We start from the raw sequence: 26,212 nt of genomic DNA, 5'->3' as shown, positions 1-26,212 counted from the left end.
GAGGATCCTCTAGGTTCTCAAAGTGGCTTAACAGTGAATCCGTCGGGGGCACTGAATGGGACATGGATAGCCTTGATGTCAAACGTATCCACTAGTATCCCTACTCACCGAGTATGCGTTTGCCCTGGCAGCCATATGGGATTAGAGACATGATGCCAAAGATTCTTGGTACAATGGGCGCTTAGGTGATTTATTCAGGTTGTTATGGCTAAGCGCTCTCCTTTCGACAGTACCCAGGTTATGCGACGTACCGAAGACCTAATTCGGGCTGCTTCAAACCGCTACCGAATTACAGTACAAGTAGCTAACCGAGCCCAGCGGAGACGCTTCGAAGATTTTGAAAACTACGAAGACCCTAAGATGAAACCTGTACTGCGGGCAATTATTGAGATGTCTGATGAGTTGACACAGCCTGAGATTATTGGCGAATAGTATCATCAGGACTGACCGCACCCATGGGTGAGCGGTTTACAAAAGAAGGTATTGGGTGGCGGCTCGGCTGGAACTCCACTGACAGTAACTACTATGGACTGTTAGCTGGCTCTAACTGGGCTATAGAGCTGACTAAAGCCGAATTTTATACCTTTCAGCAATTAGCGATGGAAGTGAGTGCAGCTGTGCGAGCGATCACCAGCGAACTTATGGAAGGTGAGCGCATTACCTGTGAAGCAGAATCCGATCATCTCTGGCTAGAAGCGGACGGTTTCCCAGACGCCTACAGCATACGATTTATTCTCAAATCAGGTCGCCGATGTGAGGGAGAGTGGGACGTTGAAGCGACCCAGCAAATTATGCAGGCCATCTTTCACCTGGTGGCGTTTTGAGGATTTTCCGAACCCGGCTGTAGATTCTCAGATTTCCATCTGGTCATATACCTCTCTGTGTTATTCTGGTTAAGAACAACTGAAGCAGACCGGGGCGTAGCGCAGCTTGGTAGCGCACCACTTTGGGGTAGTGGGGGTCGTGGGTTCAAATCCCGCCGCTCCGATACACGAAAAGCCCTGCCGAATGGCAGGGCTTTTCGCTGTATAGATGTTTAAGTTGTAAATAATTTGTCGTCCCAAGAAATTCAAGCTGTATCCCTGCACTGCGAACGCCGCAGATAACCTTGGACAGGCTATCTGCGGCGTTCGCTCTCGTATGGGTTTGGAGACTAGGGATCGATGCGCAGCTCTTGGGGCTGCAAGTAGGCAATCATTTCGTCTACACCACGCTGAATACGGCGAGTAACAGTCATAGGGCTAACCCCGATTTTCTCAGCGACTTCTTTGCGGGACAGCCCTTTGAAGAAGACAAACTCAATAGCAGTACGGGTTTTGGCCTCAAGCTGATTCAGCGCCCGCTGGATCTGCTGACGATCTTCTTCCAAAGCCTGCATGAGTTGGTAATGGCTGTCGGGCAGGGTCTCACCTAGGGTGATATTAGAATCAACCTGCTGGCAGACAGTAGCGTCAAGGCTAAGGGGAAGGCGGTTTTTGTGAGCCATTTTAACTTCTCGCCATTCTTTAACCGGTACCCCCAATGCTTCAGCCATTTCGCTGTCGCTGGGGTTGCGGCCTAAATCACGCATTAACTCCATCTGAAGCTTTTGAGACTCTTTTTGCAGATCTTGCCAGCGGCGGGGAATCTTAACAGTAGTGCCGCGATCGCGCAGGAAATGCAGCATCTCGCCGCGAATATAAGGGACAGCAAAGGAGCTGAAAGCGCAGCCTTGGCCGGGGTTGAATCGCTCAATGGCGCGGATTAAGCCAATGTAGCCAATCTGCTCTAAATCTTCGTAGGGCTCAGAGCACTGGTGGCTAACACGGTGGGCAATTTTGCGGACTAGGCCAGCATTGAGTTGCACTAGTCTGTTACGCAGTTGCACAGAGGGAGACTGCTTATATTGCATCAGCAGTTCCATGCCACGGGAGCGAATAGTCGAAGTTTGAGTAGCCATATCTGCGGGTGTCCTTACGAGAGCGGGTTCGCTGAGAACTGTCCTTATTCTCGGGAGTACCCCCCTTATTCACCATCGTTGATCCACGGTACTCTCGCGGAGGGCAAGCGCAGATCCCCGTAGTTTTACGGAACATCAGCTAAAGGCGTAGCGCGTAGCGCATTGCTTCAAGGCTGGCGATTAGCGCCTACTACCTACCAGTGGGCTAGCATTGGTTATGCCCCAATACTCCAGCCCAGCAAGCCATAGCGACCTTCGCTAAAGGCCAAAACCGGGCTAAGCTAAAGTCTGAACCTACAGCATTACATTGCTTAATATCTCTCCACTAAGTCAATGGCTCTTAAGGCAGTTTTACTCGACTTCAATGGTGTCGTGATCAATGACGAAGCCATTCACGGCCGGTTAATTGAGGAGCTCCTCCTGGAAGAAAATCTCCGGCCTAACCCCAAAGACTTAACAGACTGCTGCCTAGGTCGCTCCGATGCTGCCTGTCTCAAAGATCTGCTCGCTCGCCAAGGGCGAGTCATATCTGAGGAGTATCTAGAAAAATTGCTCACCCGCAAAACCACTCGCTACCGCGACGTGCTGACCGACTTAGATCATCTACCGCTGTACCCTGGACTGGACGATTTGGTCTATCAAATTCGGGCCGCGCAACTCAAGCTGGCTATTGTTTCTGGGGCGCGATACAGCGAAATTGAAGCAGTGCTGGCACAGGTTAGCTGGGGTAAACATGTGGAGCTGGTTATTTCATCAGACGACCTTGCTGCTGGGGTGAGCAAGCCTGCCCCAGACGGCTACTTACTAGCCATTGAGCAGCTCAATCAGCAGTTCACTGATTTAGTTTTACAACCTGCGGACTGCTTAGCCATCGAAGATTCCTTCGCGGGTATTGAGGCTGCCAAGCGGGCGGGAGTACCCGTCCTAGGTGTTGCCCATGCCTACCCTTACCAGATGATTCATCGCCGGGCTACCTGGGCGATCGACCATCTCTACGAACTGAGTCTAGACTGGCTCAAGCCCTATTACAGTTCTGGAAATGGCGGATTTAACGAATCGAGCAGAGTTTCAGCCTAGATGTAGCCAGCGCTAACGTAGTAAATAGCTCTGTGGCGTAGTATGCCATGGAGAGACAGTTTATAGTTCGCGGAGGAAACTCCTACTTCTTACAACCCTAGAGTCTATTGTTACCCCACTCCCACAACGCCATGACCAACGTTCTTCAAACCCCCGACCAGGTTATCCAGCAGCTCAACTGGCGCTATGCCACCAAGCAGTTCGACCCAGACCGCAAAATTTCTGAGCCTATATGGGCCGCCCTAGAGAAAAGTCTCGTACTGTCCCCCTCATCCTTTGGACTACAGCCCTGGAAATTTTTTGTAGTACGCAACCCTGTTCTTCGACAGCAGCTCAAAGAACATGCCTGGGGTCAGGCCCAAGTCACCGATGCATCCCACTTGGTGGTACTGACCATCAAAAAAGACGTGGGTGCTATGGAGGTTGATCAGTTTATAGAGCGGATGGCTACAGTACGCCAGGTGCCCGCCGAAACGCTCGACGGCTATGGTGGCATGGTTAAGGGATTTTTAGCTGAGCCTCCTTACCCCATCACCATGGACAATTGGGCAACTCGGCAGGTCTATGTTGCTTTGGGATTTTTGATGTACTCTGCGGCTGCTCTAGGGGTCGATACCTGCCCAATGGAGGGCTTTAGCCAAGATAAATTCAACGAGTTGCTGCAACTACCCAAGCAGGGATATTCAGCTGTGGTGCTGTGTGCAGCAGGCTACCGCGCCGATGATGATAAGTATGCCGACCTACCTAAGGTACGCTACGCTACGGAAACCGTAGTGGGCTACTACGACTAGCGTCTAATCTTGGCTGGCTATAGGGCTGCCAGCTTCTCGAGGTAAGGTTTTGCCAAATAGAAGCTGGCAATAGATTTAGCATCTACCGCTTCCCCCGCCAAAATAGCTTTCTCAAGCTGGGCTGGGGTAAATCGCACAACTTCAATGTCTTCATCGGCGTCGGCGTCGGGGGGCGACTCGATGACATCTAGGTCAGTCGCTAGAAAAGCATAGATAATTTCGTCTGAATAGCCTGGGGCTAAAGGAAATTTACCAATGGGCAACCAGGTTTGAGCACTGTGCCCAATTTCTTCTTGAATTTCTCGGCGAATGGTGTCGGCAGGGGATTCATCAGCTTCGATAGTGCCAGCAGGGAACTCTAGCAGTCGCCCCAGCACAGCAAAGCGGTATTGACGCACCATAATTAACTCACCGCTGGCGGTCACGGGCACAGCCAAAGCGCCACCAGGGTGGCGAATGCACTCCCAGTCGCCCTCTGCTCGGTTTGGTAACCGCAGGCGATTGACCTCAAAGTTGAACTTGCGACCCTCATAAAATAAGCGCTGCTTTAGCAGTTGAGGAGGCTCTTGACCCAGGGGCATAGGCGACGGCTCAGAAAGGGCGCATGTGATCAACTCATTGTAGCGGGCTTAGCTATGGTGAATTGGGCCTAGGCGCTGATTGGGCCAAGTGGCTGTACTCCGGCGGGGTCAACTGCCTGGCAGAGAGACTGTACCGATTGACCACTGACAGGGTCGCACCAGGCGGGGGCGATCTCAGCGAGGGGAATGAGGACGAAGGCGCGCTCCCGCAAGCGGGGGTGAGGCACCTGCAGGGTTGGCTCAGCGATGATCGCCTGGCCGTAGAACAGCAGATCGAGATCGAGGGTGCGTGGCCCCCACCGCTCGCGGCGTACCCGACCGAAGTGCTGTTCAATACCTAGTAGCCGGTTAAGCAGATCTCGGGCTGAAAGGGGGGTGTTGAGCAGGGCGCAGGCGTTAAGAATATCGGGCTGAGGGGGGCCAATGGCGACCGTTTGGTAAAGGCTCGACTGGGCGATCACATCGATATCAGGACAGTGAGATAGGGCCGTTAGCGCCTGCTGCAAAATTGTCTGGGAGTCGCCCAAATTGCTGCCGAGGGCGATCGCACAGGGTACAGCCGCCATGCCTAGCTCAAGTGAGGCCGAAGTCGGGCCACCAGTTGGTCTGCGGGCAGTACGCCTTCGATGCGATCTACGGGCTGCCCCGCTTTAAACAACACTAGGGTAGGAAGGGCCGCAATGCGGTGCTGAGAGGCAATTTTTGGGTACTTGTCGGTGTCGATTTTAACGATCTTAAGCTGCCCCTTAAGCTGGCTGCTGACGGTGTTTAGAATTTCTGCCATCATCTGACAAGGGCCGCACCAGGTGGCATAGAAATCAACTAGTACTGGGCCTTCAGCTCCAGCCAATAAGTCCTCGAAACTCTGAAACTGCTGCTTGATAGCCATCGCACACTCCTTTGGTGAAACCCTGTTGTCTAAGCAACAGCATGGTCGCTTTATCCAGCATAGGCTATGACTCTAAGAACAGTGCTGTGGCCCGATCTGCTAATGATTGTGCTGTGCAACAGAGATTGTTTACTAAGGCTTTTGGAGCGAGTTTGATGATCTAACAACTATGGAATAAAGCCGATGCAAATTAAAAGGGCTAATGCACCAGAGCCAAGTCGGGCCGAGCTAGAGCATTTGGATCAACTGCGTACTTCAATAGAGCACGCCCTGGTGAATGGCAAACTCTCTAGGGATGAAATCCAGAGCATTCAAGCGCTGATGGATGAAGACCACCGGGTCACGGTAGCGGAGTTGACCATCCTCCACGAAACCTTGCGCCAGTTTTTTGGGGATGCCGCCCTGGAGTATGACTGGCAGTAGCCTAACCCCATTCCAGCCAAGTTACACGGCCATCTGGCGCAGGAAAGTATCGAGGGCGGCGGCGACTTTCTCAGCCCAGTCTTCTTGGGCATAGTGGCCAACTTCTTCTAGGGTTTGCAGTTCACCATTGGGGAGAGCTTGAACGGCAACTTCTGCCAGGCTGACTGGTAGCCATGGATCCTTCTGGCCCCACAGTACGAGAGTGGGATGATCCCAGTGGGGTAGGGCAGTGGCGATCGCCTGACTGCTGGCTTCGACATCCATACGGCGCACGGTGGTCATTAAGGCTCGGCCCACGTCAGAACTTTTCAGGAACGGCCGACGGTACACGTCTAAATCTGCGTCATCGACTTGGTAGGGGCCGCCGCCTTCCAAGGTGCGATCGACCAAGAGCGGATCTTGGGTAATCATATCGCCAGCTAGGGGCAGGCCCATCTGGCGAATTTTCCAGGGGAGTTTGGCCCCGGGGCTAATTGGGGCGTTGATCATCACCAGGCGATCAACGCGTTCGGGATGCTGGAGGGCGTACTGGATGCCGACGGAACCGAGGAAGCCCTGGGCCACCAAATGCACCTGGGGTAGCCCTAGGGCGTCAATGAAACTACCCAAGGCCGAAACCAAGGTGGCGGGAGTGTAGTCAAAGTCGCGGCGATCGGGTTTATCTGAGTAGCCATGGCCAAGCCAGTCGGGGGCGATCGCCCGAAAGCCTTGCTGAGCCAGGGTAGGCATGACCTGCCGCCAGCTATAGCTTTGGGATACTAGGCCATGGAGGAGCAGCACGGGCAGCCGAGTCGAATCGCCAACGGGTTGAAGGTCGCGGTAGAACCAGGTCAACCCATTGACCGATACTGTACGCTCTGCGATCGCAGCCTCTTGCCCCATAGCCTTTCCTTAACCCGGCCCACCGAGCTTACCGCTCCACGGAACGGGAACGCAAGGGCGCGGAGCAGAGGTGCCTTGGCCAGTTCATTCCGCCGACTAGACAGCGGTGACACCGTCTCTACCCCAAACTGGCTACAGTAATAGGGAGGGATCCCCGATTCCTGAGGTAATTTAATTTTGGGCAAAGGCCAACACTACAGAGCGCAATGAACTGGCAAGAGGTATCTGGCAACTGGATTTTGGTGCCCCCTAACCCCACGGCGATCGTGCATTTTTTGGGAGGGGCGTTTGTGGCCGCCGCCCCCAGTGTCACCTACCAGTGGCTGTTAGAGAATCTGGCTCGGCAGGGTTATCTGGTCGTGGCAACACCCTTTATCAACACCTTTGACCACGCGGCTATTGCCCAGGAAGTGCTGATCACCTTTGATCAGGCGCTGCGGTATCTCGACAAGCGAGGGCTGGCCGACAGCCGCTATCTACCCATCTATGGTCTAGGGCACAGCATGGGCTGCAAGGTTCACCTGCTGATCAACAGCCTGTGGCAGGTGGAGCGGGCCGGCAATATTTATATGAGTTTTAATAACTACCCGGCTCGGCGATCGATTCCTTTCCTCGATCAAGTGGTGCAGTTTAACCCAGCCTTTAATGTGGAGTTTACCCCCGACCCTGAGGCGACGCTGGCGCTGGTGCGCGATCGCTACCCCGTATCCCAGAACCTATTGATTAAGTTCCGCAGCGACACTATCGATCAGACTCGCCCCCTCTCAGAGGTGCTGGTAAGACGGTTTCCCGAATCGACCACCATTCACATTTTGTCGGGCTCCCACACCACCCCCATTGCCCAGGAGTTAGGCTGGCAGCCGGGAGCAGCCTTTAGCCCCCTCGATGCGCTAGGGCAGTTCATGCGCCAGGAATTTTATCGAGACCTCACCCATTTGCGCCATCATCTGTTGACCTGGCTGAATCCTGCCAATGCTCTGGGCCGATAGGAGATGTAAAACTCTTGCCCTCAAGGCTTTTGCCAGGGTGGGGTTAGGCCTATGATGCAAAGGTGAGCTATCTAGCCGTCGCCTGCTTTGACTTATCAGCACACCAGCCAGATTGAAACCCAAACCGATCCAACGGCGCTAAAGTCGGTACTGGCATGGTTTGACCAGTTTCAGGCAACGCCTATCCCCCATAACATTTGGCTTCAGTGCCAGCTCGCTCTAATTGAAGGGTTCACCAACGCGGTGCGCCACGCCCATGCAGGGTTGCCTCTGGGAACCCCCGTTCGCATTGAGGTGTCAGTGAGCGATCGCACTATCGAGATTCGCATTTGGGATCGCGGCCCCGGCTTCGATCTAGCCTCAATGCTGAGACATAAAATTAGCATCAACAACCCCGACTCCGAAGGAGGGCGCGGGCTCAAAATTATGTACCTAGTCGCCGACCGGCTAACCTATGAACCGGCCCCCGACGGGGGAAACTGTCTGCACCTCTATAAGACCTTTGCCCTGTAGGCTAAGGGCAATGCATCTGATGCGTCATGCCATGGCTTTATCTGCGGTTTTAATAGCACTTCCCTTATCAACCCAGGGCTCGGATCTGCTAACGGGCTGGATTGTGGGCGCTCTGGTGAATACCCTGCTGCTGGCGATCGCATGGAAGCTACCCAAAAAGCTGCTGACCCCAGCGGGTTACGGCCACGCCTGGGCGCTAGGGGTGATCATCTGGGGCTGTCTGGGTTGGCGAGGCTACGTCGTGATGATGGCCTATTTTCTGGCTGGAACAGCGGTTACCCGCCTGGGCAAAGGCCGCAAAGAGGCCGCCGGTATTGCCGAGGGGCGGTCGGGGGTGAGGGGGCCAGAGAACGTCTGGGGTTCTGCCCTAGCGGCGGCGGTCTGTGCCGGGGCGATCGCGATCCTCAGCGCTACGACCAGCCCAGCGAGCCAAGCCCTCTGGCTGCCGCTGCTAGGGTTGGCCTACGTCAGCAGCCTCAGCACCAAACTCTCCGATACCACCGCCAGCGAAGTGGGCAAAGCCTACGGGCGCAGCACCTTTTTGATCACCTCGCTCAAGCCCGTCCCGGCTGGGACTGAGGGGGCCGTTAGCCTAGAGGGCACCCTGGCCGGAGTGGCCGGGTCGTTGGCAATGGCGCTGGTGGGCTGGGCCGTTGGCCTGATTACCCTATGGGGCATCCTCATCTGCCTAGTGGCTGCCTTTATAGCGACCACCTTAGAAAGCCTGATTGGGGCCACCTTGCAAACCCGCATACCCTGGCTGACCAACGAGGTCGTCAACGGCATCAACACAACCATAGGCGCTGTAGTTGGACTCTTACTGGGACTGGCAGTGGCACAAATATATTAAGGTTGGCGATCGCGGTCAGAATCCCGCAGTTTTACGGATGATTTGTCCAAGCTTCTGCTGGGAGCAATAGAAAAGGCATCCTCTCCACCACTAGCGTTCACTGAAATCCGGAAAGTTTTAGGAAAATTCATACCATCCTCACAAACTTTTGTTCGCAGGATAGAAAAGTTCCGTGAATTTTCGTAATCCTAAGTTCCGTGGGTCCTCTGTCGATGGGCCTGTCTGACCTGGGCCTTAATAGATTCAGGCTTCGCTATTTTTAGTTAGGGCAAGCCTGGGTCGCCAAAGTTGTTTAGGGAGCGTCTACCCTCAGGTTTAGGTCTATATCCCTGAGGACACAACGATAACTGTTATGCAAACTCCGCTGGAGCACACGGTTCGTTCATATCACTCAATTCTTACTATTGGAGCACTATCGCTAGCCATCTTGGTTGTTTTTCAGGCTATTGGCATGGGGTCAGTGGCCAGCGCCAATAGTCGAGACGAGTTTCCAGGCCGCCGCCAGGGCGGCGGCACCCACTGGGTTACCCCCCTTCAACCCAGCAACTACTAGCGCAGAGCAATACCCTCATACCGCCCAGTGCGGCGGCAGACCTACACCACCCTACAAATAGATATCAAAACCTATAGATATCAATCAGAGGCGGCAGTTCCTGGGTTAGGAACTGCCGCCTTTAGTTTGTTATTACAAAAGCCCACGTCAGCATCGTCGCCAGCCTCAGCTGTTAGGCTACAGGGGCAGAACCATCGCGCTATGAAGGCAACTGTCGGGCGCGAGTTGCTCAGCCCAATCTGGGCATGCTTAACAAATGTCCTCGCCCTAGAACGCTGATCAAGGGCTGGGGCACTGGGTGTGCTACCTGAGACATTTTCCGTCATTTAGTTTCTGTCTTCAAAGGCCCAGCGATTGTGAAAGCGACGCTCAACAGAATAAACCATCGGCTGCGGCGTCGGGTGGTTCCCCAGATACTTCACTGGTGGGGAGCAACCCCCCTGACCACCGGAGGCAAGATTGTGCTGTTAGCCAGTCTGGTGGCCAGCGCGGTGGTCACCGGCACTAAGACATTGACTGTTTTAGAACCAGCTGAGCTATTTCTGTTTGACCACCTGGTGCGATGGTCAACGATCGGTATTGAGGGGCCATCGCGCCCCAGCCAAGACCTCGACCCCCGCATGACCATTGTGGGCATCACCGAGGCAGATATTCGCCAGTACGGCTGGCCCCTCAACGACAAACTGTTAGCCGACGTCATTCAAACGCTGCAAGTGCACAATCCTAAGGTTGTGGGTTTAGATCTCTACCGCAGCACTCTACGCCCGCCAGGATCCACCGATCTCATTGAGGCCCTGGCGGCACCCAATCTGATGGCCATTATGAATGTGGGCAGCACCCAGGGCCAGGGAGAAGTGCCGCCCCCGCCAACTGTTGAACCAGAACGGGTGGGGTTTAACGATTTCCCCACCGATTCCGACGGCATCATTCGCCGCAACTTGGTCTTCGTACGCAGCCCCGACGGCGGCTACTATTCCTTCGCACTGCGGGTGGTGATGGCCTACGAGGGCTATGCATCCGAGGCTCTAAAGGCTGGGGCAAATCACCTCTACCTGGGCGATCGGGCCATCCCGGTACTCTCCACTCGAGACGGCGGCTACCAAGATGTCGACAGCAGAGGCTACCAAATTTTGCTGCGCTACCACACTGACCAGATGCCAGCTCGGCACATTTCTATTAGCCAGGTGCTCAGCAAGCAGTTTGATCCAGCCTGGATTGACGGCAACATTGTTCTAATCGGCACCACCGCCTCCAGCCTCAAAGACCGCTTCTACACCCCCTTTAGTTTTAATCAAGACAGCGAGCTGACCATGCCCGGGGTGGTCATCCACGGACAGATGGTTCGGCAACTCCTGGATATCGTTGCCGGGCAGCCTGCCAGCTACCGTTTTTTGCCACCCTGGGCCGAAGGGCTTTGGCTTTGGGGCTGGGGTTTGGCCGCCGGCAGCCTAGTCTGGATCGTCAAACGCCCTAGCGGGCTGCTGCTGTCCTGCGGTCTGCTGTTAGGAGGGCTCAGCGGGATTGGCTGGCTGGGGGTCAATGGATTAGTGTGGCTCCCCCTGGCCGAACCGGCTCTAGGGATGGTGGCAGTCGCCGCAGTAGTCTTAGCTTACAAACTGCTCTACCGCACCACCCACGACTCTCTCACCGGTCTGCCCAACCGCGAAGCCTTTATAGGCACTATTCAGCAGGCTCTTCACTACCGACAAAGCCCCGATCGGCCTGTAATCGTGGCGTTTATGGGCATTGATCGCTTTAAGGTAATCAACGAAAGTTTAGGCCATCAGGTGGGCGACGAAGTGCTGCAAGTGATGGCCCGAAGGCTAATACAGCACATTCCCCCTGAGGCCCAGGTGGCTCGGGTTGGGGGTGACGAGTTTGCTCTTTTACTCACTCAACTCTCTACAACCGCTGCTGGAGAGCTGATGGATCAACTTCAGTACGCTCTCTCAGAACCGCTTACCCTCCATGGTCAGAAATTGCCCAGCACCCTCAGCATTGGGGTAGCCATCAGCCAGCCGGGCCTAGAGCACAAACCCGCTGACCTACTGCGCGATGCCCACACCGCCATGTACCGGGCTAAGGCTCTAGGCAAATCGCGTTTTGAGGTGTTTGCTGCTGGCATGCTCACCGAAGCAGTTAACCGCCTTCAGCTCGAAAGTGACCTGATTAGCGCCCTCGACAACCAGGAGTTTTTGCTCTACTACCAGCCCATCATCAATCTAAAGACGGGAGCCCTAGCTGGCTTTGAGGCCCTGGTGCGATGGCACCAGAAAGATCGGGGATTTGTTCTGCCCAGCGCGTTTATTCCGGCGGCGGAGGAAACTGGGTTGATTATGGCCCTGGGACAGTGGATTTTTCGCGAGGCCTGTCGACAGCTGCATCAGTGGCACACCCTGCTGCCCCACTACCGCCACCTGACCATGAGCATTAACCTCTCCAATCGTCAGTTTGGTCAGAACGACTTGATTAGTCAGATCGAGACCGCCCTACGGGAGACTCAGGTTGACGGCCACTGCATTCGCCTCGAAATTACCGAGAGCATGGTGATGGGCGACGTAGATGCCGCCATCGACCTCATGCTCAAGCTCAAGTCTTTAGACCTAAAGCTAGCCATTGATGACTTCGGCACTGGCTATTCATCCCTCAGCTACCTACACCGATTTCCCATGGACACCCTAAAGGTGGATAAATCCTTCGTGGGACGCCTAGAGAAAAGCAACGAAGATCGAGCTATTATCAACACTATTTTGACCCTAGGGCAAAAACTTGGCATGGAGGTGGTGGCGGAAGGAGTAGAGACCGCCACCCAGGTCGCGATGCTGCAGCAAGAGGGCTGCGACTACGGTCAGGGTTATTTCTTTGCCAAGCCTTTACCGGCCGCTGAGGCTCTCAATTTGCTGCGGCAGCACCAGGCTCTCGGGTGCTAGGTCTTGTAAGCCGAGGGTTAGCCCTTGGCCAGTTGGCTTTGCTCCAGAGGTCGCCTATGGCAAGTCCATGGTATCTATCAGCGGCCGCTTCTATCGCCACAACCCTGTGTTAGGGATTTGGCACAATCCTTATTCTGACCCATTAACTTCCATTCTCAACTGGTCTACAATGATCCCGATAACAACTGCGTATTTTTCCGCGACTTCAGCAGGATTATATTTGGCCAGCGGTTCCGTTCAGAAATCGCTCTGGAGAGTTAGTTAAATTCCTTTATTGATTTATAGATGCCGATGTCTGTTGGCGAAGCCACGTTCAGAACAGCTGTGCTTGAGTCAGAACTCCCCGTGCTGGTTCATTTTTGGGCTCCTTGGTGCGGGCTCTGCAAGCTCATTACCCCAGTTTTACAAAGTTTTCAGGCCGAGTGGGAAGGCCAGATTAGGCTAGTCGATATCAACGCCGATGAAAATCTGCGGCTGGCCAATGCCTATCGCCTCTCGACCTTGCCGACGCTGCTGATATTTGACCAGAGCGAGGTATGTCAACGGATTGAGTCGTTTCGCGGTAAAGACGACCTGCGGCTAGTGCTGGATGCCTTTATGCGCAACCGAGAGCTGACCTACGAGATTCCTCGACTCGTGCGGATTTATCCCTAACACCCGGCTCTCAATCGTTAGGGATGTTTAATAGCATAGGCCTTCTCCTTCACCAGGATGGGCTAGTTGTTCATGGGTCGGTCTAGGTAGCCCTCTAGCAGAAGGTCATCACCTAGGAGACGCCAGGCGGTGCGCTTTAGCGCTAGGGCTTGGCCCATGTGCTCAATGCCGAGATTGCCAATGGGGCCTGGGGCGCCGATGCCACCCACCAGTTTGGGGGCTACAAAGGCCCAAAGCTTATCGATGACGCCGTCTTGAATAGCCTGGGCGGCCAGAAAGCCACCACATTCCCACAGCACGGTTGCGCAGCCACGTTGGTACAAATACTCAGTGACTGTGCGAGGCGCGATCGCCGGTAGCACAACCACATCAACGCCTTTAGCGACTAACACTTGGTGACGGGCCGGGTCGGCTTCAGGCCCGGTAAAGACAACGGTTGGAGCCTCTTCGGTGTGCCATAGATTGGCCTCCGTGGGGAGATCGAGACGGCGGCTCATGACGACTCGCAGAGGGTTGTGGGCGCTATGACCATGGCTCGTTAAGCGAGGGTTATCGTGGCGAACGGTGTTGCCACCCACGACCACCGCATCGCAGGTAGCGCGCAGCTGGTGCACGGCGGTGCGGGCTGTGGGCCCGGTTACCCAAGCGCTGTGCCCCCCAACGGCGGCAATTTTGCCGTCTAGGGTCATGGCGTATTTGAGCAATCCTAAAGGACGTTGACGGAGAATTCGATGGACAAAGGCCTCGTTGAGAAGTTGGCAGGCGTCTTCCTCAACCCCAACAATCACCTCAAGACCAGCTTGGCGAAGCCGCTGGATGCCTGCGCCCGAGACTCTGGGGTCAGGATCAACCATACCCACGACTACCCGAGTAATACCCGCTCGGATCACGGCTTCGGTGCAGGGGGGAGTCCGCCCGGTATGGTTACAGGGCTCTAGGTTGACGTAGAGAGTGGCTCCTTGGGCGCTGGCCCCTGCCTGATCTAGAGCAAACACTTCGGCATGGGGCTGTCCGGCTCCTGGATGAAAACCTTCTCCAACCACTAGCCCCTTTTGCAGCACCACGCATCCCACCATGGGATTGGGAGCCGTTTGACCAGCGGCAAGACGCGCCAACTCCAGGCAGCGCTGCATCCAGCGGGTGTGTTCGTCTGGGGGGGTAGATGAGCGTCTGGGTATGGACGAGAGATCGGGCATGGGCGCTCCTGGCCCACAGGGCCGTGGGTTTAGAAATGGGATGGGGCGAGCGATCGCGGGGTGGCCCCTGAGGCAATCGATGCAGCCGTGGGGTAGGGTAAACTAGGCCTATCCACTAGGTGAGTGTGAGCGAGTGAGTGTAATTCCTCCTGTTGATCTTACGGAGCAGTTTCAAACAATTCAATCGGATGTGAATGCTGCCGTAGCCGAGGTGCTGGCCTCTGGACAATACATCAATGGTCCTATTGTCGAAACCTTTGCCCAGGCCTTTGGAGAGTATGTAGGCACCAAACACTGCATTGTGTGCAACTCGGGTACTGATGCGTTGTACCTGGCTTTGCGGGCCTATAACATTGGCCCCGGCGACGAGGTGATTACTTCGCCCTTCACCTTTATTGCCACGGCGGAAGCGATTAGTGCCGTGGGGGCAACCCCGGTGTTTGTGGATATTGACCCTGACACCTTCAATATAGACGTGGCCAAAATTGAGGCCGCTATTGGCGATCGCACCCGAGCGATTATGCCCGTACACCTGTTTGGTCGGCCCGTGAATATGGGGCCAATCATGGATTTGGCTGCCCGCTATGACCTGACGGTGATCGAAGACTGTGCTCAGGCCACCGGTGCCGAGTGGATGGGGCAGCAGGTCGGTCGCATCGGGCAGGTGGGCTGCTTTAGCTTTTTCCCGACTAAAAATTTGGGGGGCTGTGGCGACGGTGGTGCCCTGACCACCAACGACGACGATCTGGCCGCCACCGCCCGCATGCTGAGTGAGCACGGCAGTCGGGTGAAGTATCACCACGAGGTCATCGGCGTTAACAGTCGCCTTGACTCGGTGCAGGCGGCTATTTTGGCAATTAAACTGCGCCACCTCGATCGCTGGAACCAGCAGCGATCGCAGGTAGCCGATCGCTACCACAGCCTGCTAGAGCCAGTTACCGAGGTGATTCGCCCGCTGCCCGTCACCTTTGGCCGTTCGGTGTGGAACCAGTACACCCTGCGACTGCCCCAGGCTACCGCCGAGGGCCAAGAGCGCAACCAGATCCAGCAGCTGATGCGAGAGTCTGGGGTGATCTGCATGGTGTATTACCCAATTCCCCTCCACTTGCAGCCCGTTTATCGCAGCCTGGGATATCAACCCGGCGATCTACCTCAAGCAGAAGCGACGGCCCATCAGGTACTGTCGCTGCCCATGTTCCCTGAACTGGGAGAAACAGCTCAGAATCGGGTGGTGCAAACTTTGAAATCCGTGCTGGCCGAGGTTGGGCTCAAGGCTGCCCAGTATTGCTAACGGAATCGCTAACCCCGTTGCCAAAATCTACAGGTCAGAATCCTGGCGAGCCCCAATCTCTAACTGGACTCAGTCAAGCTTGTTTGTAGTTTTATATACTATATTTAAGGTAGATTAACCCAGCTTAGGGGTTCTCGATCGCCGCTTGCCTCAGCGACTTTTTGTTCGTTGACGGCATCCCCAAACCAGCGATAGCCCCACCCGCTTGGGCAGCACCAAACAGTCATGTAAGGGGCAGGTGGCACCGTGGCAGCGATAGATCCGGCTTTGTTAGGCACCTACGATGCGGCGGCGATCGCCCGCTACTTTCGCTGGCGGCTAGGCACCCTGGCCTGGAGAGTTTTACAAATTTTGTGGTGGTTGGGCACCTTTGTACTCGGCCTTCAGATGGATCAGTGGCTGGGGAAGGAAGAGCAAAACCGCCCCCGCCGCGCCATTCAGCTACGCCAGGTGTTGACCAATCTGGGTCCCACCTTCATTAAGGTAGGCCAGGCGCTTTCCACCCGGCCCGACCTAGTGCGCCAAGACTTTCTCGACGAGCTCACCAAGCTGCAAGACCAGCTGCCGCCCTTCCCCACCCCGGAGGCGATGGCGATCGTCGAGACAGAGCTCAACTACAGCCCTGAAGAAATCTTTAGCAATTTATCCCCGTTGCCCGTAGCCGCAGCCAGTCTGGGTCAGGTGTATCGGGGTCGGCTGTTTACCGGCGAGGAGGTTGCCGTCAAGGTACAGCGGCCCTACCTGCGCCCGGTGCTCTGTCGCGACCTCTATCTAATGCGGTGGGCGGCGCGCTGGCTGGGCAATTTTTTACCCCTCAACCTGGGGCACGACCTCACCCTGATTGTGGATGAGTTTGGCACCAAGCTGTTTGAGGAAATCGACTACCTCAACGAAGGCCACAACGCCGAACGCTTTGCCGCCAACTTCAAAGACGACCCCACGGTTAAGGTGCCCGTGATCTACTGGCCCTACTGTAGCCAGCGGGTGCTCACCCTCGAATGGATCGACGGCTGTAAGCTAACCGATACGGCTTCGCTAAAACAGGACAACCTTGACCCTGATCGACTGATTGAGATCGGCGTGACGGCGGGGCTGCGCCAGCTGCTAGAGTTTGGGTTTTTCCACGCTGACCCTCACCCCGGCAACCTGTTTGCCCTGGCCGATGGCCGCATGGCCTACATCGACTTCGGCATGATGGATCAGCTCGACCAGATCACCAAAGAGACCCTGGTAGATGCGGTCGTCCATCTGATCAATCAAGACTTCGACAGCCTGGGGCGAGACTTTGTCAGGCTGGGCTTTCTCACCCCTGAAACCGACCTCGGCCCGATCATTCCTGCTCTTCAGCGGGTATTGGGAAGCGCGCTCGGGGCCAGGGTAGGCGACTTTAACTTTAAGACCATCACCGATCAGTTTTCGGAGCTGATGTACGAATACCCATTTCGGGTACCAGCTAAATTTGCCCTGATCATTCGCTCGCTGGTCACCCAAGAGGGTCTGGCCCTGAGCCTCAACCCCGACTTTAAGATCGTCAACGTGGCCTACCCCTACGTAGTCCGTCGGCTGTTGGTGGGTGAAACACCGGCCCTGCGCCAGCGGCTGCTAGAGGTGCTGTTTCAGGACGGTCAACTCCAGTGGCAGCGGCTGGAGAACATGCTAGCGATCGCCCAGGGAGACACAGGTTTTGACCTGCTGCCCACGGCAGGCATGGGCATTCGCTACCTGATGTCTGAGGAAGGTGCCCACCTGCGCGAAATGCTTGTGCTGGCCCTGACCGAGGATGACCGGCTGCACACCCAAGAGGTACAGCGCCTGTGGTCACTGGTCAAAAATGACATCACCTTTGACCGCGTGCTGGGAGTGGCCTGGGGGGCGTTGACCAGCTATTCCCTAGATCGGGCGGAGCAGCTAGTACCCGTGGTCGGCGATCTGCGCCAGGTGCTGCAATCTTAGCCCTGGGGTAGGCCAAATTTGGCCGTGTCGAAGGGTGCATGGGTAGAGAGTGAGGGGTAGGGGCGGCTCTCCCCTATAATTTGGAAAAGTAAACTATTGTTTCGGCCTTTCTAAACCCGTGTACCCACAACCGCCCTACGTTTTATTTTTTGCCGGTTTTCTGGCCGCTGTGACTTCAGGCTATGCCTTTAGCACCGCCCTGCAGCAGGCGGTCAACGAATGGAACAGCAAGCGCTCGACGCGCATTTTGGCAACCCTGCGCGGCCCCCAGCTGCAAATTCCCTTTTTTGGCATCTGTGCCGGGGTCTGCGTATTTTTGGCCTCAGGCATTCAGCTGTTTGGGTTTTCGGCCAAAGCGGCCTATGCCATGGGTGTCCCTATGACCCTACTCTGCGGACTGCTGATCTGGTCGCAGCTGGGCAAAATTTTGCTGCTGATTGAAGAGGGTGGCTCTAAAGCTCTCGATCTCGACGCATTTTAAGCCCCTTTTTGAGGGACTCAGCTCAACCGATCGGCAACACCCGATGCCCTAGCCAGTCGAAAGCCCGCCAGGGGCAAGGTAACTATGACCTCAGTACCGGCAGCGGTAGAGGTGATCGTCATCGTCCCCTGGTGGGCTTCTACAATGCGTTTGGTGATGGCTAAGCCAAGGCCATTGCCCGAGACCTTAGTGGTAAAAAAAGGTTGGGTGAGCTTGGGCAGTAGGTCTGGCGCGATTGGCTCGCCCCCGTTGTGAATGCTGATGGTCACCTGCCCGGTCTCGGGGGGCCGCACAACCCAGGTAATCACCCCATCAGAGGCGGCCTCTCGGGCATTGGAAATGAGATTGATAAAGACCTGCTTGAGCTTGTCGCGATCGCCGCTGACAGCTACTGGATAGGGCAGGGTAGTCACCCGTAGCGGCGGTTGTGTCTCTCCCAACTCGTGGCCCAGGGTTGTGGCAAGATGCTGTACAAGGCCGTTGATCTCCAACGGTTCCACCGCCAGTGCAGGCTCCCGCGAATACATTAAAATGCCGTTGAGCAGCTTTTGCAGCCGTTCCGACTCCTCTAGGGCTAGGTCGAGGCGAGTTTGAAAGCGATCGGGCAGCTCTAGGGCGCGAAAGGAATTCAACCCCAGCAGCACCGTATTGAGGGGGTTGCGCACCTCATGGACGATCATGGCGGCCAGCTCGCCAATTTCGGCCAGGCGGGCCTGGGCCGCTTCGGAAACTTTGCGATCGCTAATATCCCTAGCCAGGGCCAGCCCGTAGCGCGCGTCAGCCAGCACTAGCAGCCCCACACGCACCTCTACCGGGAAACCGCTGCCGTCCTGGCGCTGGTGCCAGCCCTCCAAGGTTTGGGGCACCCCCGGCCTGAGCTGTCGCCACAGCGCCTCAAAGTCGGCCTGGCTGTGGGTGGTTTGAATATCGGTCACCGACAGCCGCAGCAGTTCCTCCCGGCTGTAGCCCAGGCTGTCGCAGGCATTTTGGTTGACATCGATGATCTGCCCCACCGCATTGACCACAAAAAACGCATCCACCGCCTGCTCAACCAAGGTGCGAAACCGCATTTCGCTCTGTTTGCGGGTGGCTACGGCGGTGGTAATCTGCCCAAACATCTGCTCAAAGGCCGCAATTACGTCTCCCAATTCGTCGGCGCGGGCGTAGGGCAGTGACGCAAAAGCCAGGGTTTGAGTATCGCTATCGTCGCCAATGGCCTGGCCAGCGGTAATCAGATCCTGCCGCAGCAGCATGATGGGTTTAATCACCAGCCGCCGCAGCACCACCAGGGTAGCCCCGGTCACAAACACCGAAATAATGACCACCAGCCCGATGATGCGACCAATAAAGGCAAAAAATTCTCGCTGCACTCCGCTGGCGTCGTGGCGCACGATCAGCACGTAGCGATCGCGTAGGGGTGGCATATCCCAAGGGGCGTCGTAGCGCTGCTGGCGGCGGAAGTAGCGATCGCCCCTGTCGCCCTGTGCACTCTCGGCTAGGGTAAGCTGAGGCAGCTCGCCAAACCCGCCCACCTGGGTGCCCTCCAAATCGTAGATGGCCCCACCGAGAATTACCTGATTGATTTGAATGCCCTGGAGGTAGTTGATCAGCATGTCGTCTTTGAGGGTGGCCAGGGTGGCTTCATCCAGCCGTCCGAGGGCCTGGGCCGTAGACAGCGATCGCAGGTAGTTCAGCAGCTCCCGCTCCCGCCGCATCACCGAGGGCACGAGAATTATCCCCTCAATCACAACAATGCTCACAAACACCCAGTAGGCAATACGTTGAGATAGCCTGGCCGTTAAGAAATCACCGAGAGATTGCCGTGTTGGGCTGAGCCGGGCCATCCTAAATCTGACGCTACTAGAGATCTTTTTCGATTTTTTGAGCACAATACTAGCATTCGCGCTGGGGCAGCCCGTAGATCTGCTGACCGACCGCATCCCGTGACCGCACCCTGAGAGACATACCCATGGGGCCCTCTGACCATCTACCCGATTCCAACCCTTCCCAGCCTGAACCTCAGTCGGCTGAGGCCATTTTGCGGGTTTTGGGCCACGACCTAGACACCCTGCGCCATCAGGTCTCAGGCTATCTGTCAGAAGACATCGCCCATCTCCAGGCCAAAAAGCAGCGGCTGATGGCCGACATTGAGGCGTTAGAGGGCGATTTTGAAAGCCTTCAGGCCCAGCACCAGCAGCTGCAAACCTCCTACGCCGAAGGGCTGAGCCAGCAGCAAATCGCCCAGCAGCAGGCCTGGGCTAAACGCCTGGCGATCGCCCTGGCCACCCACCTGCAAGGCCGGCTCGAAACCGCCCTGACCACCGCCCGCCCCAATGCCCTCCAGGCTGCCCCCTCCGAGGTCGCTATCTCTCCTTTGGCGAACGCCAGCCAGGGTCTAGCCGCCCTAGATGCGACGCTCCAAAATACGCTGGCCTCGCTACAGCACGATTTGACCAGCTACCAGAGCAGCATCTCCCAACAACTCAACCGCATGCAGAGCGTCGAACAGCAGGGGGAAGCAATCCTAGAAGCTCTGGTCGCTCGCCTGAGTCAACAGCTGCAAAGCCAAATGGTGTCTCCTTCAGGAACCACCGCCCCAGCTAGAAATGGCCATAGCGCCCTGCCCCCACCCCCCGTCGGTGAACCCCTGGCAGGCCCAGCGCTCCCCCCCAGTCCCTACCGAGGGCCTCAGCCTCCAGGCTACCCAGGTTCGGAGCCTCCACCCCCGCCTTTACCGCCGGCGTCGCATTCTCAAGCCTCTCTGCTCCGTCCACCGCTCACCACCGCAGAATCTACACCGACCGAGAACAGCCGCAGGCCCTCTCCCACTGACCTCCAGCTAGGGCTGATGATGGTGGTGTTTTCGACCCTGGCCCTATCGCTGCACAACGTTATTGTGGGCGTAATCGGCTATGGCGGACAGCTCCTTGGGCAAATTTCGGTGGCGGAGGTCTTACCCTTAACCATTCCCAACTCGCTGCTGCTGCTGTGGTTGCGCATGGTGGTAGTTGTGCCCCTGCTGGCGCTGGTAGCGCCCCGCCTCTATCCCAACGTCGGCAACGATTTGCGCCAGATCTTCCGCAGTGACCAAAGGCGTCCGCTGGCGCAGGTGATCGCCAGCGGCAGCTTCTTGTTTCTATCGCAGGTGCTGATTTACAAGGCGATCGCTGACGTCGGCCCCGGCGTAGCAGTAACGCTGTTGTTTATGTACCCCCTGATTACGGTACCGCTAGCCTGGTTCTTGTTTGGCGATCGCCCTACGCCCCTGCGCCTGGTGGTGATGTTTGCCATCAGCATGGGCATTGTGTTCACTACCCTGCCGCGAATCTACACCGACCTCGGCGACGGTGTATCGCTGTGGGGTGTCGGGGCCGCCCTGCTGGCCAGCGTCGCCTTTTCACTATTTTTGGTAGCCATGCAGCTGTGCTTTAAGCGGCTGCACCCGGTCTCAGTCAGCCTGCTTCAGTTTTCGACCATCTTTATTCTCACCAGCCTAATTTTGATTGTGGGGTCTTTCTTTGGCCTCGACCCCGGCGAGCCCACCCGTCCCCTCGGGCTATATGTCGGAGCCGGGCTACTGGGGCTGCTGACCCTGCTGGGCTATCTCTTCAACAACTACGGCGTTAAGCTGCTGGGGGCATCGCAGGCCTCAATTGTGGCCGCCAGCGGGCCGGTGGTGACTGCTATTTTGGCCTACTTGATCACCCCCGGCGAAAAGTCAGCCCTGCTGTTTATTCAGTGGATGGGCGTAATTTTAGTCACCCTGGGGGTCATTTCCCTGAGCCTAGAGCGCCTAGCCAGCCAACGACGCCAGGCCAAACGCCGCAGCGCCGTGCCCCCCAATACAGGGCAATGGCCGTAGCTCAATTAAAACGGAGAGAGAGGGATTCGAACCCTCGTTAAGGTCACCCCTAAACAGCATTTCCAGTGCTGCGCCTTCAACCGCTCGGCCATCTCTCCAGGGGGCGGTACATCACCGCTGAGAGGCTATCGTAGCAAACAATGGAGTCACAGAACAGAGGCCTTGCCAGTTTCAGTGCAGAATTAGCCCATTTGCCCTAGAGGAATTGTTTCTGTGAGAGCATAGCAGGGGCGAGAGGCGATCGGGGTAATGGACTGCGATTCGCGAAGCGATCCGTCCCGGAATCGCCCCTTCTGCCTCAATTTTTCCCGACCCACCATTACTCTGCCAAACCCGACCTACCCCATGGCCCGCACCCACACCGTCACCGTCCACCACCGCCAAACCGGGCGCATATACACCGTAGAGGTGCCCGAAGACCGCTACATTCTTCAAGCCGCCGAAAGTCAGGGAGTCGAGCTGCCCTTTGCCTGCCGCAACGGGGCCTGCACCACCTGCGCGGTACGTCTACTCGAAGGCGAGGTCGAGCAACCCGAGGCCATGGGGCTCTCCCCCGATCTACGCGATCGGGGCTACGCCCTGCTGTGCGTCAGCTACCCCCGCAGCAACATTCAGGCCGAAACCCAGGACGAAGATGAGGTTTACGAGCTTCAGTTTGGCCGCTACTTTGGCAAAGGCAAAGTTCGCCGAGGGCTACCCCTAGACGAGGACTAATCCTGCCGATCCCTTTGCCCTAAGCTGCCCAGCGTTTACTCCCATGCCTCTTCCTCCTGAATCTGATTTGCAGCGCTGGCTAGACAGCGCCACCGAAGCCGCCCTAGCCGCCGGGGCTGTACTCCAGCACCACTGGGGTAACCTCACCACCATTGACGAAAAAGGTCGTTCTGGCGACCTAGTCACCGAAGCCGATCGCGAAGCAGAGAACGCTGTCATGGCCGTGCTAGAGCGGCACGTGCCCGCCAACCACGGCATTTTGGCCGAAGAGTCAGGGGCCGTTAGAGACCAAGCAAGCGGTCTCCTATGGGCCATCGACCCCCTCGACGGCACCACCAACTACACCCACCAGTACCCCTTCTGCGCAGTGTCCATCGGGCTTCTAGCAGAGGGAGAGCCTGTGCTCGGGGTGATCTACGACCCCATCCACCGCGATCTCTTTCGCGCCGCCAAGAGCCTAGGGGCCACCCTAAACCGCCGCCCTATCCAGGTATCAACTACGGATCAACTGGCCCAAAGCCTGCTGGTAACCGGGTTCGCCTACGATCGCCGCGAAACCCCCGACAACAACTACGCCGAATTTTGCCACTTTACCCACCTCACCCAGGGGGTTCGCCGGGGGGGCGCTGCCGCCATCGACTTGGCCTACGTCGCCTGCGGCCGCTTGGATGGCTATTGGGAGCGCGGGCTATCGCCCTGGGATATTACCGCTGGGGTTGCGATCGTGCGCGAAGCCGGTGGCCAAGTTACTGGCTACGACGGTGCGCCGCTAGATGTCATGTCAGGCAGGCTGCTAGCCACCAACGGTCATATCCACCAGACCATGAGCCAGACGCTCGGGAAGATTACGCCCCTAGTGCTGCCTGCCCTCACCTAGATAGTCAGTCCATGCCCCTAACGGCGGCTCTAGTTAGCCCCAAACGCTTTAAAAACCCAGGGGATGGTTAAACTGAGGTTGGCTGGGTAGAGTGAAGAGAATTTAATTTGTGTCTTATTGCTCCCTGAGTCGTCCCTCGGGTAAGTGACCATGAAACCAGAACAAGGGCTGTTCCAACTTGACTTTGACGATCATCACGCCGTGCTCGGGGTACCCGTGACCGCCGATGCCAAGGCCGTGCGCAAGCGCTATCTGGCGATCGCCCGCTTGCTACATCCCGACAGTTTGTCTGGGGCCACCGCCACCGATGCCCAGCGGGCTAGCGATGTTCTCTCCAAGCTGGTCAATCCCGCTTACGAGGCTCTGAGCCAAGAGAAATCCAGTACCGAGCATGGCATCATGCTCAAGCTCAAAGGGCAGTCACTCCGTCAAGTCGGCACAGCCCCTACGGTTAGCTCTACAACCGCCCAGACCCTGCTCAAAGCCCCCCATGCTGATGCAGCCTACCGCAAAGCCATCAGTAACTTAGCCGAAAGCCAATTCAACGACCTGGAGAATGTGACTGAGGTAATCGGCGAACTGAGTGAGCTCAACTTAATTTACTTATACCGAAGCAGTGCCAACGATGGCCCATCGGTTAGCTCCCCAGCCAGCGCTGCTAAACCGCGGCCCAATGCCGCGCCTAACGCCACTGCACCAACAGTACCAACCCCTCGCCAAAACCAGGCGGCTATTTTAGAGAGCTACGTTAACCGAGCCCAGGAGTACGACCAAAACCGTGACTATAGCCGAGCTATTTTAGAGCTGCGGGAAGCTGTCAAAGCTTACCCCAACAATGTTCAGTGCCATAGCTATCTGGCGGCGCTTTACCTCAAAGCTGGCCAAGGCACCATGGCCCGTATCCACGCCAAGCGCGCCCTCGAAATTGACCCCAACGACGAAAGAGCGATCGCAGTTCAGGCCCGAGTAGATAAGGCTAGCGGTGCATCTACCTCAGGATCGACCCAGACCACCAAATCGAAAGGTGGCAACGCAAAAGCCTCTAACCCCAAAGCTTCTGATAAGGGCGGCGGTTTCTTTGGCCTGTTTGGAGGCAAGAAAAAATGATGACCTATCAACCCCCTGCCGGGGCACGCGACCTACTGCCCCTGGATGTTGCCCAAAAATACTGGATTGAGAATCGCCTAGAGCAGGTGTTTCAGCGCTGGGGCTACCACCGTATTATCACTTCCACCGTAGAGCGGATGGATACCCTGATGGCTGGGGGCGCTATCGATCAAGAAGCGGTGATTGAGCTTCAGCCCGTTGCCGGTAAGCGCCTGGGGCTGCGGCCTGAGCTAACCGCCTCGATCGCCCGCACAGCCGTTACCCGCTTAGCCCGAGTAACCTATCCCCAGCGGCTCTACTACAACGCCAACGTATTTCGCCAGGCCACCCAGGGCAGCCACGGGGGCCAGCAAGAGTTTTACCAAGCCGGGGTCGAGCTGCTAGGGGCTGGGGCAACGGTAGCCGATGCCGAGATTGTGCTGCTGCTGCTGGACTGTCTCCACAGCCTCTCCCTCGACTCTTGGTGCTTGATTCTGGGCGATGCCCAGCTCACCCAGGCATTGCTCACCCCCTTTGCCCCCGGCCAGCGCCAGGCGGTGCGCCAGGCGCTGGCTACCCTCGATCGGGTAGCCCTCGACGGCATGGGGTTATCCCCAGAGCTGCATCGGCATGCCCTACATCTGCTCGACCTGCGGGGCAACCCCGAGGATGTGCTCCAGGCTTTGGGGCAGATGGCCCTGGAAGCCGAGGCCCAGACAGCAGTAGAGCGGCTTAAGTCGCTGGTCGCCCTGGTGCGAGACGTGATTAATATGGGAGGGGATAGTCAGCGACTGGCCCCAGGGCGTCAACGCCCCGCCCTGACGCTCGATCTAAGCCTAATTCAACCCTTTGACTACTACACCGGCCTGGTGTTTGAGGTAGTCACTGGCCCTGAGCAGGGCTGTCAGGTGCTGGGGCAGGGGGGCCGCTATGACAATCTGCTGGGCGTCTTTCAGGGTCAGGGCCAGGGGTTTCCAGGCATTGGCTTTGTGCTAAACATTGAGGCCCTGCACCAAGCGCTGCTGCCCACGGGCCACTTGCCCCAGGATACGCCCCCTAGCGATTGGCTCGTAGTCCCTACGGTGCCCCAGGCGGCGGCAGCAGCCTTTACCTACGCCCAAACCCTGCGGGCCTCGGCCAGTCTGGTGCGGGCCGAGGTGCACCTGGCTGACGGCGAGCCGCCCGCTGCCATCCGCGACCTGGCCCACCAGCGCCGCATTAGCCGCATCGCCTGGATCGGTCCTGACGGGTTGCCAGATATTGAAGCTCTGAACTAACGTGGGGGATGGCAGCCGCCCTGGCTCAATTCCTTACGGGGAGAGAGTTACAGGGTTAGGGTGACCGAGTTGTCTAACCAGGGGAACTTTGATTCCTCGATATTCTTTTGTGCCCGTGAGGAGAGCTTGTGGCCCATACCATTGTGACTAACGTTTGTGAGGGCGTCGCCGACTGCGTCGATGCCTGCCCGGTAGCCTGCATCAGCGAGGGCCCCGGCAAAAATACCAAGGGCACTGATTGGTACTGGATTGACTTTTCCACCTGCATTGACTGCGGCATTTGTCTCCAGGTGTGCCCGGTTGAAGGCGCGATTTTACCCGAAGAACAGCCCGATTTACAAAACACTCCGGCTTAGTTTGGTCTAGTCTGGGGTTCCAACGTCTCCCTGATCTGGGCCAAACTT

The 26,212-nt window shown here is 56.8% G+C and carries 27 protein-coding genes and 2 tRNA genes; 21 read left to right on the top strand and 8 right to left on the bottom strand.

Annotated elements, in window-relative coordinates; translation table 11 throughout:
- Nucleotides 1-204: 204 nt before the first annotated feature.
- From VB780_RS29575 to VB780_RS29565, 3 genes are all read left to right on the top strand, one after another.
- A complete protein-coding gene (locus VB780_RS29575) occupies nt 205-432 on the top strand; it encodes a DNA-directed RNA polymerase subunit omega (RefSeq protein ID WP_073610122.1) in 228 nt (75 codons plus the stop codon).
- Between the two features lie 23 nt (nt 433-455).
- Nucleotides 456-824: a DUF1818 family protein gene (locus VB780_RS29570; RefSeq protein ID WP_323354784.1), complete on the top strand. Its 369-nt coding sequence runs from the start codon at nt 456-458 to the stop codon at nt 822-824.
- A gap of 90 nt (nt 825-914) precedes the next feature.
- Nucleotides 915-988: transfer RNA gene (locus tag VB780_RS29565), tRNA-Pro, on the top strand.
- A 165-nt stretch (nt 989-1,153) separates the two neighbouring features.
- Here the strand turns inward: VB780_RS29565 and VB780_RS29560 are convergent.
- Nucleotides 1,154-1,939 (bottom strand): RNA polymerase sigma factor SigF, encoded by a 786-nt coding sequence (locus tag VB780_RS29560; RefSeq protein WP_323354783.1) that lies wholly within the window; start codon nt 1,937-1,939, stop codon nt 1,154-1,156.
- A 333-nt stretch (nt 1,940-2,272) separates the two neighbouring features.
- Here VB780_RS29560 and VB780_RS29555 point away from each other — a divergent pair, with 333 nt between their 5' ends.
- Nucleotides 2,273-3,016 (top strand): HAD family phosphatase, encoded by a 744-nt coding sequence (locus VB780_RS29555; protein ID WP_323354782.1) that lies wholly within the window; start codon nt 2,273-2,275, stop codon nt 3,014-3,016.
- 131 nt (nt 3,017-3,147) lie between these two features.
- Nucleotides 3,148-3,807 (top strand): NAD(P)H-dependent oxidoreductase, encoded by a 660-nt coding sequence (locus tag VB780_RS29550; RefSeq protein WP_323354781.1) that lies wholly within the window; start codon nt 3,148-3,150, stop codon nt 3,805-3,807.
- Between the two features lie 17 nt (nt 3,808-3,824).
- On the opposite strand, the gene VB780_RS29545 is transcribed toward VB780_RS29550, so the two are convergent.
- The 3 genes from VB780_RS29545 to trxA form a co-directional block, all read right to left on the bottom strand.
- Entirely contained in the window at nt 3,825-4,388 is a 564-nt protein-coding gene (locus VB780_RS29545) for an NUDIX hydrolase (RefSeq protein WP_323354780.1), read from the bottom strand.
- 68 nt (nt 4,389-4,456) lie between these two features.
- Entirely contained in the window at nt 4,457-4,954 is a 498-nt protein-coding gene (gene folK, locus VB780_RS29540; RefSeq protein WP_323354779.1) for a 2-amino-4-hydroxy-6-hydroxymethyldihydropteridine diphosphokinase, read from the bottom strand.
- 2 nt (nt 4,955-4,956) lie between these two features.
- Nucleotides 4,957-5,277 carry a thioredoxin gene (trxA, locus tag VB780_RS29535; RefSeq protein ID WP_323354778.1) on the bottom strand — a complete coding sequence of 107 codons (321 nt, stop codon included), beginning with the start codon at nt 5,275-5,277 and terminating at the stop codon, nt 4,957-4,959.
- A gap of 183 nt (nt 5,278-5,460) precedes the next feature.
- On the opposite strand from trxA, the gene VB780_RS29530 reads away from it, so the two are divergent.
- Nucleotides 5,461-5,700 (top strand): hypothetical protein, encoded by a 240-nt coding sequence (locus VB780_RS29530; RefSeq protein ID WP_323354777.1) that lies wholly within the window; start codon nt 5,461-5,463, stop codon nt 5,698-5,700.
- Nucleotides 5,701-5,721: 21 nt separating this feature from the next.
- On the opposite strand, the gene VB780_RS29525 is transcribed toward VB780_RS29530, so the two are convergent.
- Nucleotides 5,722-6,582 carry an alpha/beta fold hydrolase gene (locus tag VB780_RS29525; protein ID WP_323354776.1) on the bottom strand — a complete coding sequence of 287 codons (861 nt, stop codon included), beginning with the start codon at nt 6,580-6,582 and terminating at the stop codon, nt 5,722-5,724.
- 206 nt (nt 6,583-6,788) lie between these two features.
- On the opposite strand from VB780_RS29525, the gene VB780_RS29520 reads away from it, so the two are divergent.
- The 6 genes from VB780_RS29520 to VB780_RS29495 all read left to right on the top strand — a co-directional run bounded on the left by VB780_RS29520 (nt 6,789) and on the right by VB780_RS29495 (nt 13,071).
- Nucleotides 6,789-7,571, top strand: coding sequence for a DUF1350 family protein (locus VB780_RS29520; RefSeq protein ID WP_323354775.1), 783 nt, complete (start codon nt 6,789-6,791; stop codon nt 7,569-7,571).
- A gap of 87 nt (nt 7,572-7,658) precedes the next feature.
- Nucleotides 7,659-8,084: an ATP-binding protein gene (locus VB780_RS29515; protein ID WP_323354774.1), complete on the top strand. Its 426-nt coding sequence runs from the start codon at nt 7,659-7,661 to the stop codon at nt 8,082-8,084.
- A 31-nt stretch (nt 8,085-8,115) separates the two neighbouring features.
- On the top strand, nt 8,116-8,934 hold the full coding sequence (locus tag VB780_RS29510) for a TIGR00297 family protein (protein WP_323354773.1): 819 nt from the start codon (nt 8,116-8,118) through the stop codon (nt 8,932-8,934).
- Between the two features lie 427 nt (nt 8,935-9,361).
- The gene (locus tag VB780_RS29505; protein WP_323354772.1) at nt 9,362-9,487 is read left to right on the top strand and encodes a hypothetical protein; all 126 of its coding nucleotides are present in this window, start codon (nt 9,362-9,364) and stop codon (nt 9,485-9,487) included.
- Between the two features lie 356 nt (nt 9,488-9,843).
- Complete coding sequence (locus VB780_RS29500; protein WP_323354771.1) at nt 9,844-12,417, top strand: putative bifunctional diguanylate cyclase/phosphodiesterase; 2,574 nt, start codon at nt 9,844-9,846, stop codon at nt 12,415-12,417.
- 285 nt (nt 12,418-12,702) lie between these two features.
- Nucleotides 12,703-13,071 (top strand): thioredoxin family protein, encoded by a 369-nt coding sequence (locus tag VB780_RS29495; RefSeq protein ID WP_323354770.1) that lies wholly within the window; start codon nt 12,703-12,705, stop codon nt 13,069-13,071.
- Between the two features lie 62 nt (nt 13,072-13,133).
- Here the strand turns inward: VB780_RS29495 and ribD are convergent, their stop codons facing one another.
- On the bottom strand, nt 13,134-14,267 hold the full coding sequence (gene ribD / locus VB780_RS29490) for a bifunctional diaminohydroxyphosphoribosylaminopyrimidine deaminase/5-amino-6-(5-phosphoribosylamino)uracil reductase RibD (protein ID WP_323354769.1): 1,134 nt from the start codon (nt 14,265-14,267) through the stop codon (nt 13,134-13,136).
- A gap of 190 nt (nt 14,268-14,457) precedes the next feature.
- On the opposite strand from ribD, the gene VB780_RS29485 reads away from it, so the two are divergent.
- From VB780_RS29485 to VB780_RS29475, 3 genes are all read left to right on the top strand, one after another.
- Nucleotides 14,458-15,558, top strand: a complete 1,101-nt coding sequence (locus tag VB780_RS29485) for a DegT/DnrJ/EryC1/StrS family aminotransferase (RefSeq protein ID WP_323354768.1) — start codon at nt 14,458-14,460, stop codon at nt 15,556-15,558.
- A 246-nt stretch (nt 15,559-15,804) separates the two neighbouring features.
- Nucleotides 15,805-17,511 (top strand): AarF/ABC1/UbiB kinase family protein, encoded by a 1,707-nt coding sequence (locus tag VB780_RS29480; RefSeq protein WP_323354767.1) that lies wholly within the window; start codon nt 15,805-15,807, stop codon nt 17,509-17,511.
- Between the two features lie 118 nt (nt 17,512-17,629).
- Entirely contained in the window at nt 17,630-17,992 is a 363-nt protein-coding gene (locus VB780_RS29475; RefSeq protein WP_323354766.1) for a hypothetical protein, read from the top strand.
- A 17-nt stretch (nt 17,993-18,009) separates the two neighbouring features.
- Here the strand turns inward: VB780_RS29475 and VB780_RS29470 are convergent, their stop codons facing one another.
- Complete coding sequence (locus tag VB780_RS29470) at nt 18,010-19,752, bottom strand: sensor histidine kinase (protein ID WP_323354765.1); 1,743 nt, start codon at nt 19,750-19,752, stop codon at nt 18,010-18,012.
- 209 nt (nt 19,753-19,961) lie between these two features.
- On the opposite strand from VB780_RS29470, the gene VB780_RS29465 reads away from it, so the two are divergent.
- Nucleotides 19,962-21,854, top strand: coding sequence for a DMT family transporter (locus tag VB780_RS29465; RefSeq protein WP_323354764.1), 1,893 nt, complete (start codon nt 19,962-19,964; stop codon nt 21,852-21,854).
- An 11-nt stretch (nt 21,855-21,865) separates the two neighbouring features.
- On the opposite strand, the gene VB780_RS29460 is transcribed toward VB780_RS29465, so the two are convergent.
- Nucleotides 21,866-21,952, bottom strand: a tRNA-Ser gene (locus tag VB780_RS29460).
- A 247-nt stretch (nt 21,953-22,199) separates the two neighbouring features.
- Between VB780_RS29460 and VB780_RS29455 the strand changes: the two genes are divergently transcribed.
- From VB780_RS29455 to VB780_RS29435, 5 genes are all read left to right on the top strand, one after another.
- Nucleotides 22,200-22,568, top strand: a complete 369-nt coding sequence (locus VB780_RS29455) for a 2Fe-2S iron-sulfur cluster-binding protein (RefSeq protein WP_323354763.1) — start codon at nt 22,200-22,202, stop codon at nt 22,566-22,568.
- Nucleotides 22,569-22,611: 43 nt separating this feature from the next.
- Complete coding sequence (locus VB780_RS29450) at nt 22,612-23,445, top strand: inositol monophosphatase family protein (protein WP_323354762.1); 834 nt, start codon at nt 22,612-22,614, stop codon at nt 23,443-23,445.
- 150 nt (nt 23,446-23,595) lie between these two features.
- Nucleotides 23,596-24,552, top strand: a complete 957-nt coding sequence (locus VB780_RS29445; protein ID WP_323354761.1) for a J domain-containing protein — start codon at nt 23,596-23,598, stop codon at nt 24,550-24,552.
- Nucleotides 24,552-25,808: an ATP phosphoribosyltransferase regulatory subunit gene (locus VB780_RS29440; protein ID WP_323354760.1), complete on the top strand. Its 1,257-nt coding sequence runs from the start codon at nt 24,552-24,554 to the stop codon at nt 25,806-25,808. The genes VB780_RS29445 and VB780_RS29440 overlap by 1 nt, the downstream gene beginning before the upstream one ends.
- Before the next feature lie 128 nt (nt 25,809-25,936).
- The gene (locus VB780_RS29435; RefSeq protein WP_323354759.1) at nt 25,937-26,164 is read left to right on the top strand and encodes a ferredoxin family protein; all 228 of its coding nucleotides are present in this window, start codon (nt 25,937-25,939) and stop codon (nt 26,162-26,164) included.
- The last annotated feature ends 48 nt before the right edge of the window (nt 26,165-26,212 follow it).

The sequence above is a fragment of the Leptolyngbya sp. CCNP1308 genome (assembly GCF_034932455.1).
GTDB lineage: Bacteria > Cyanobacteriota > Cyanobacteriia > Phormidesmidales > Phormidesmidaceae > Nodosilinea.
The sequence above is the reverse complement of the archived record's forward strand: the minus strand, read 5'-3'. Positions and strand labels throughout refer to the sequence as shown.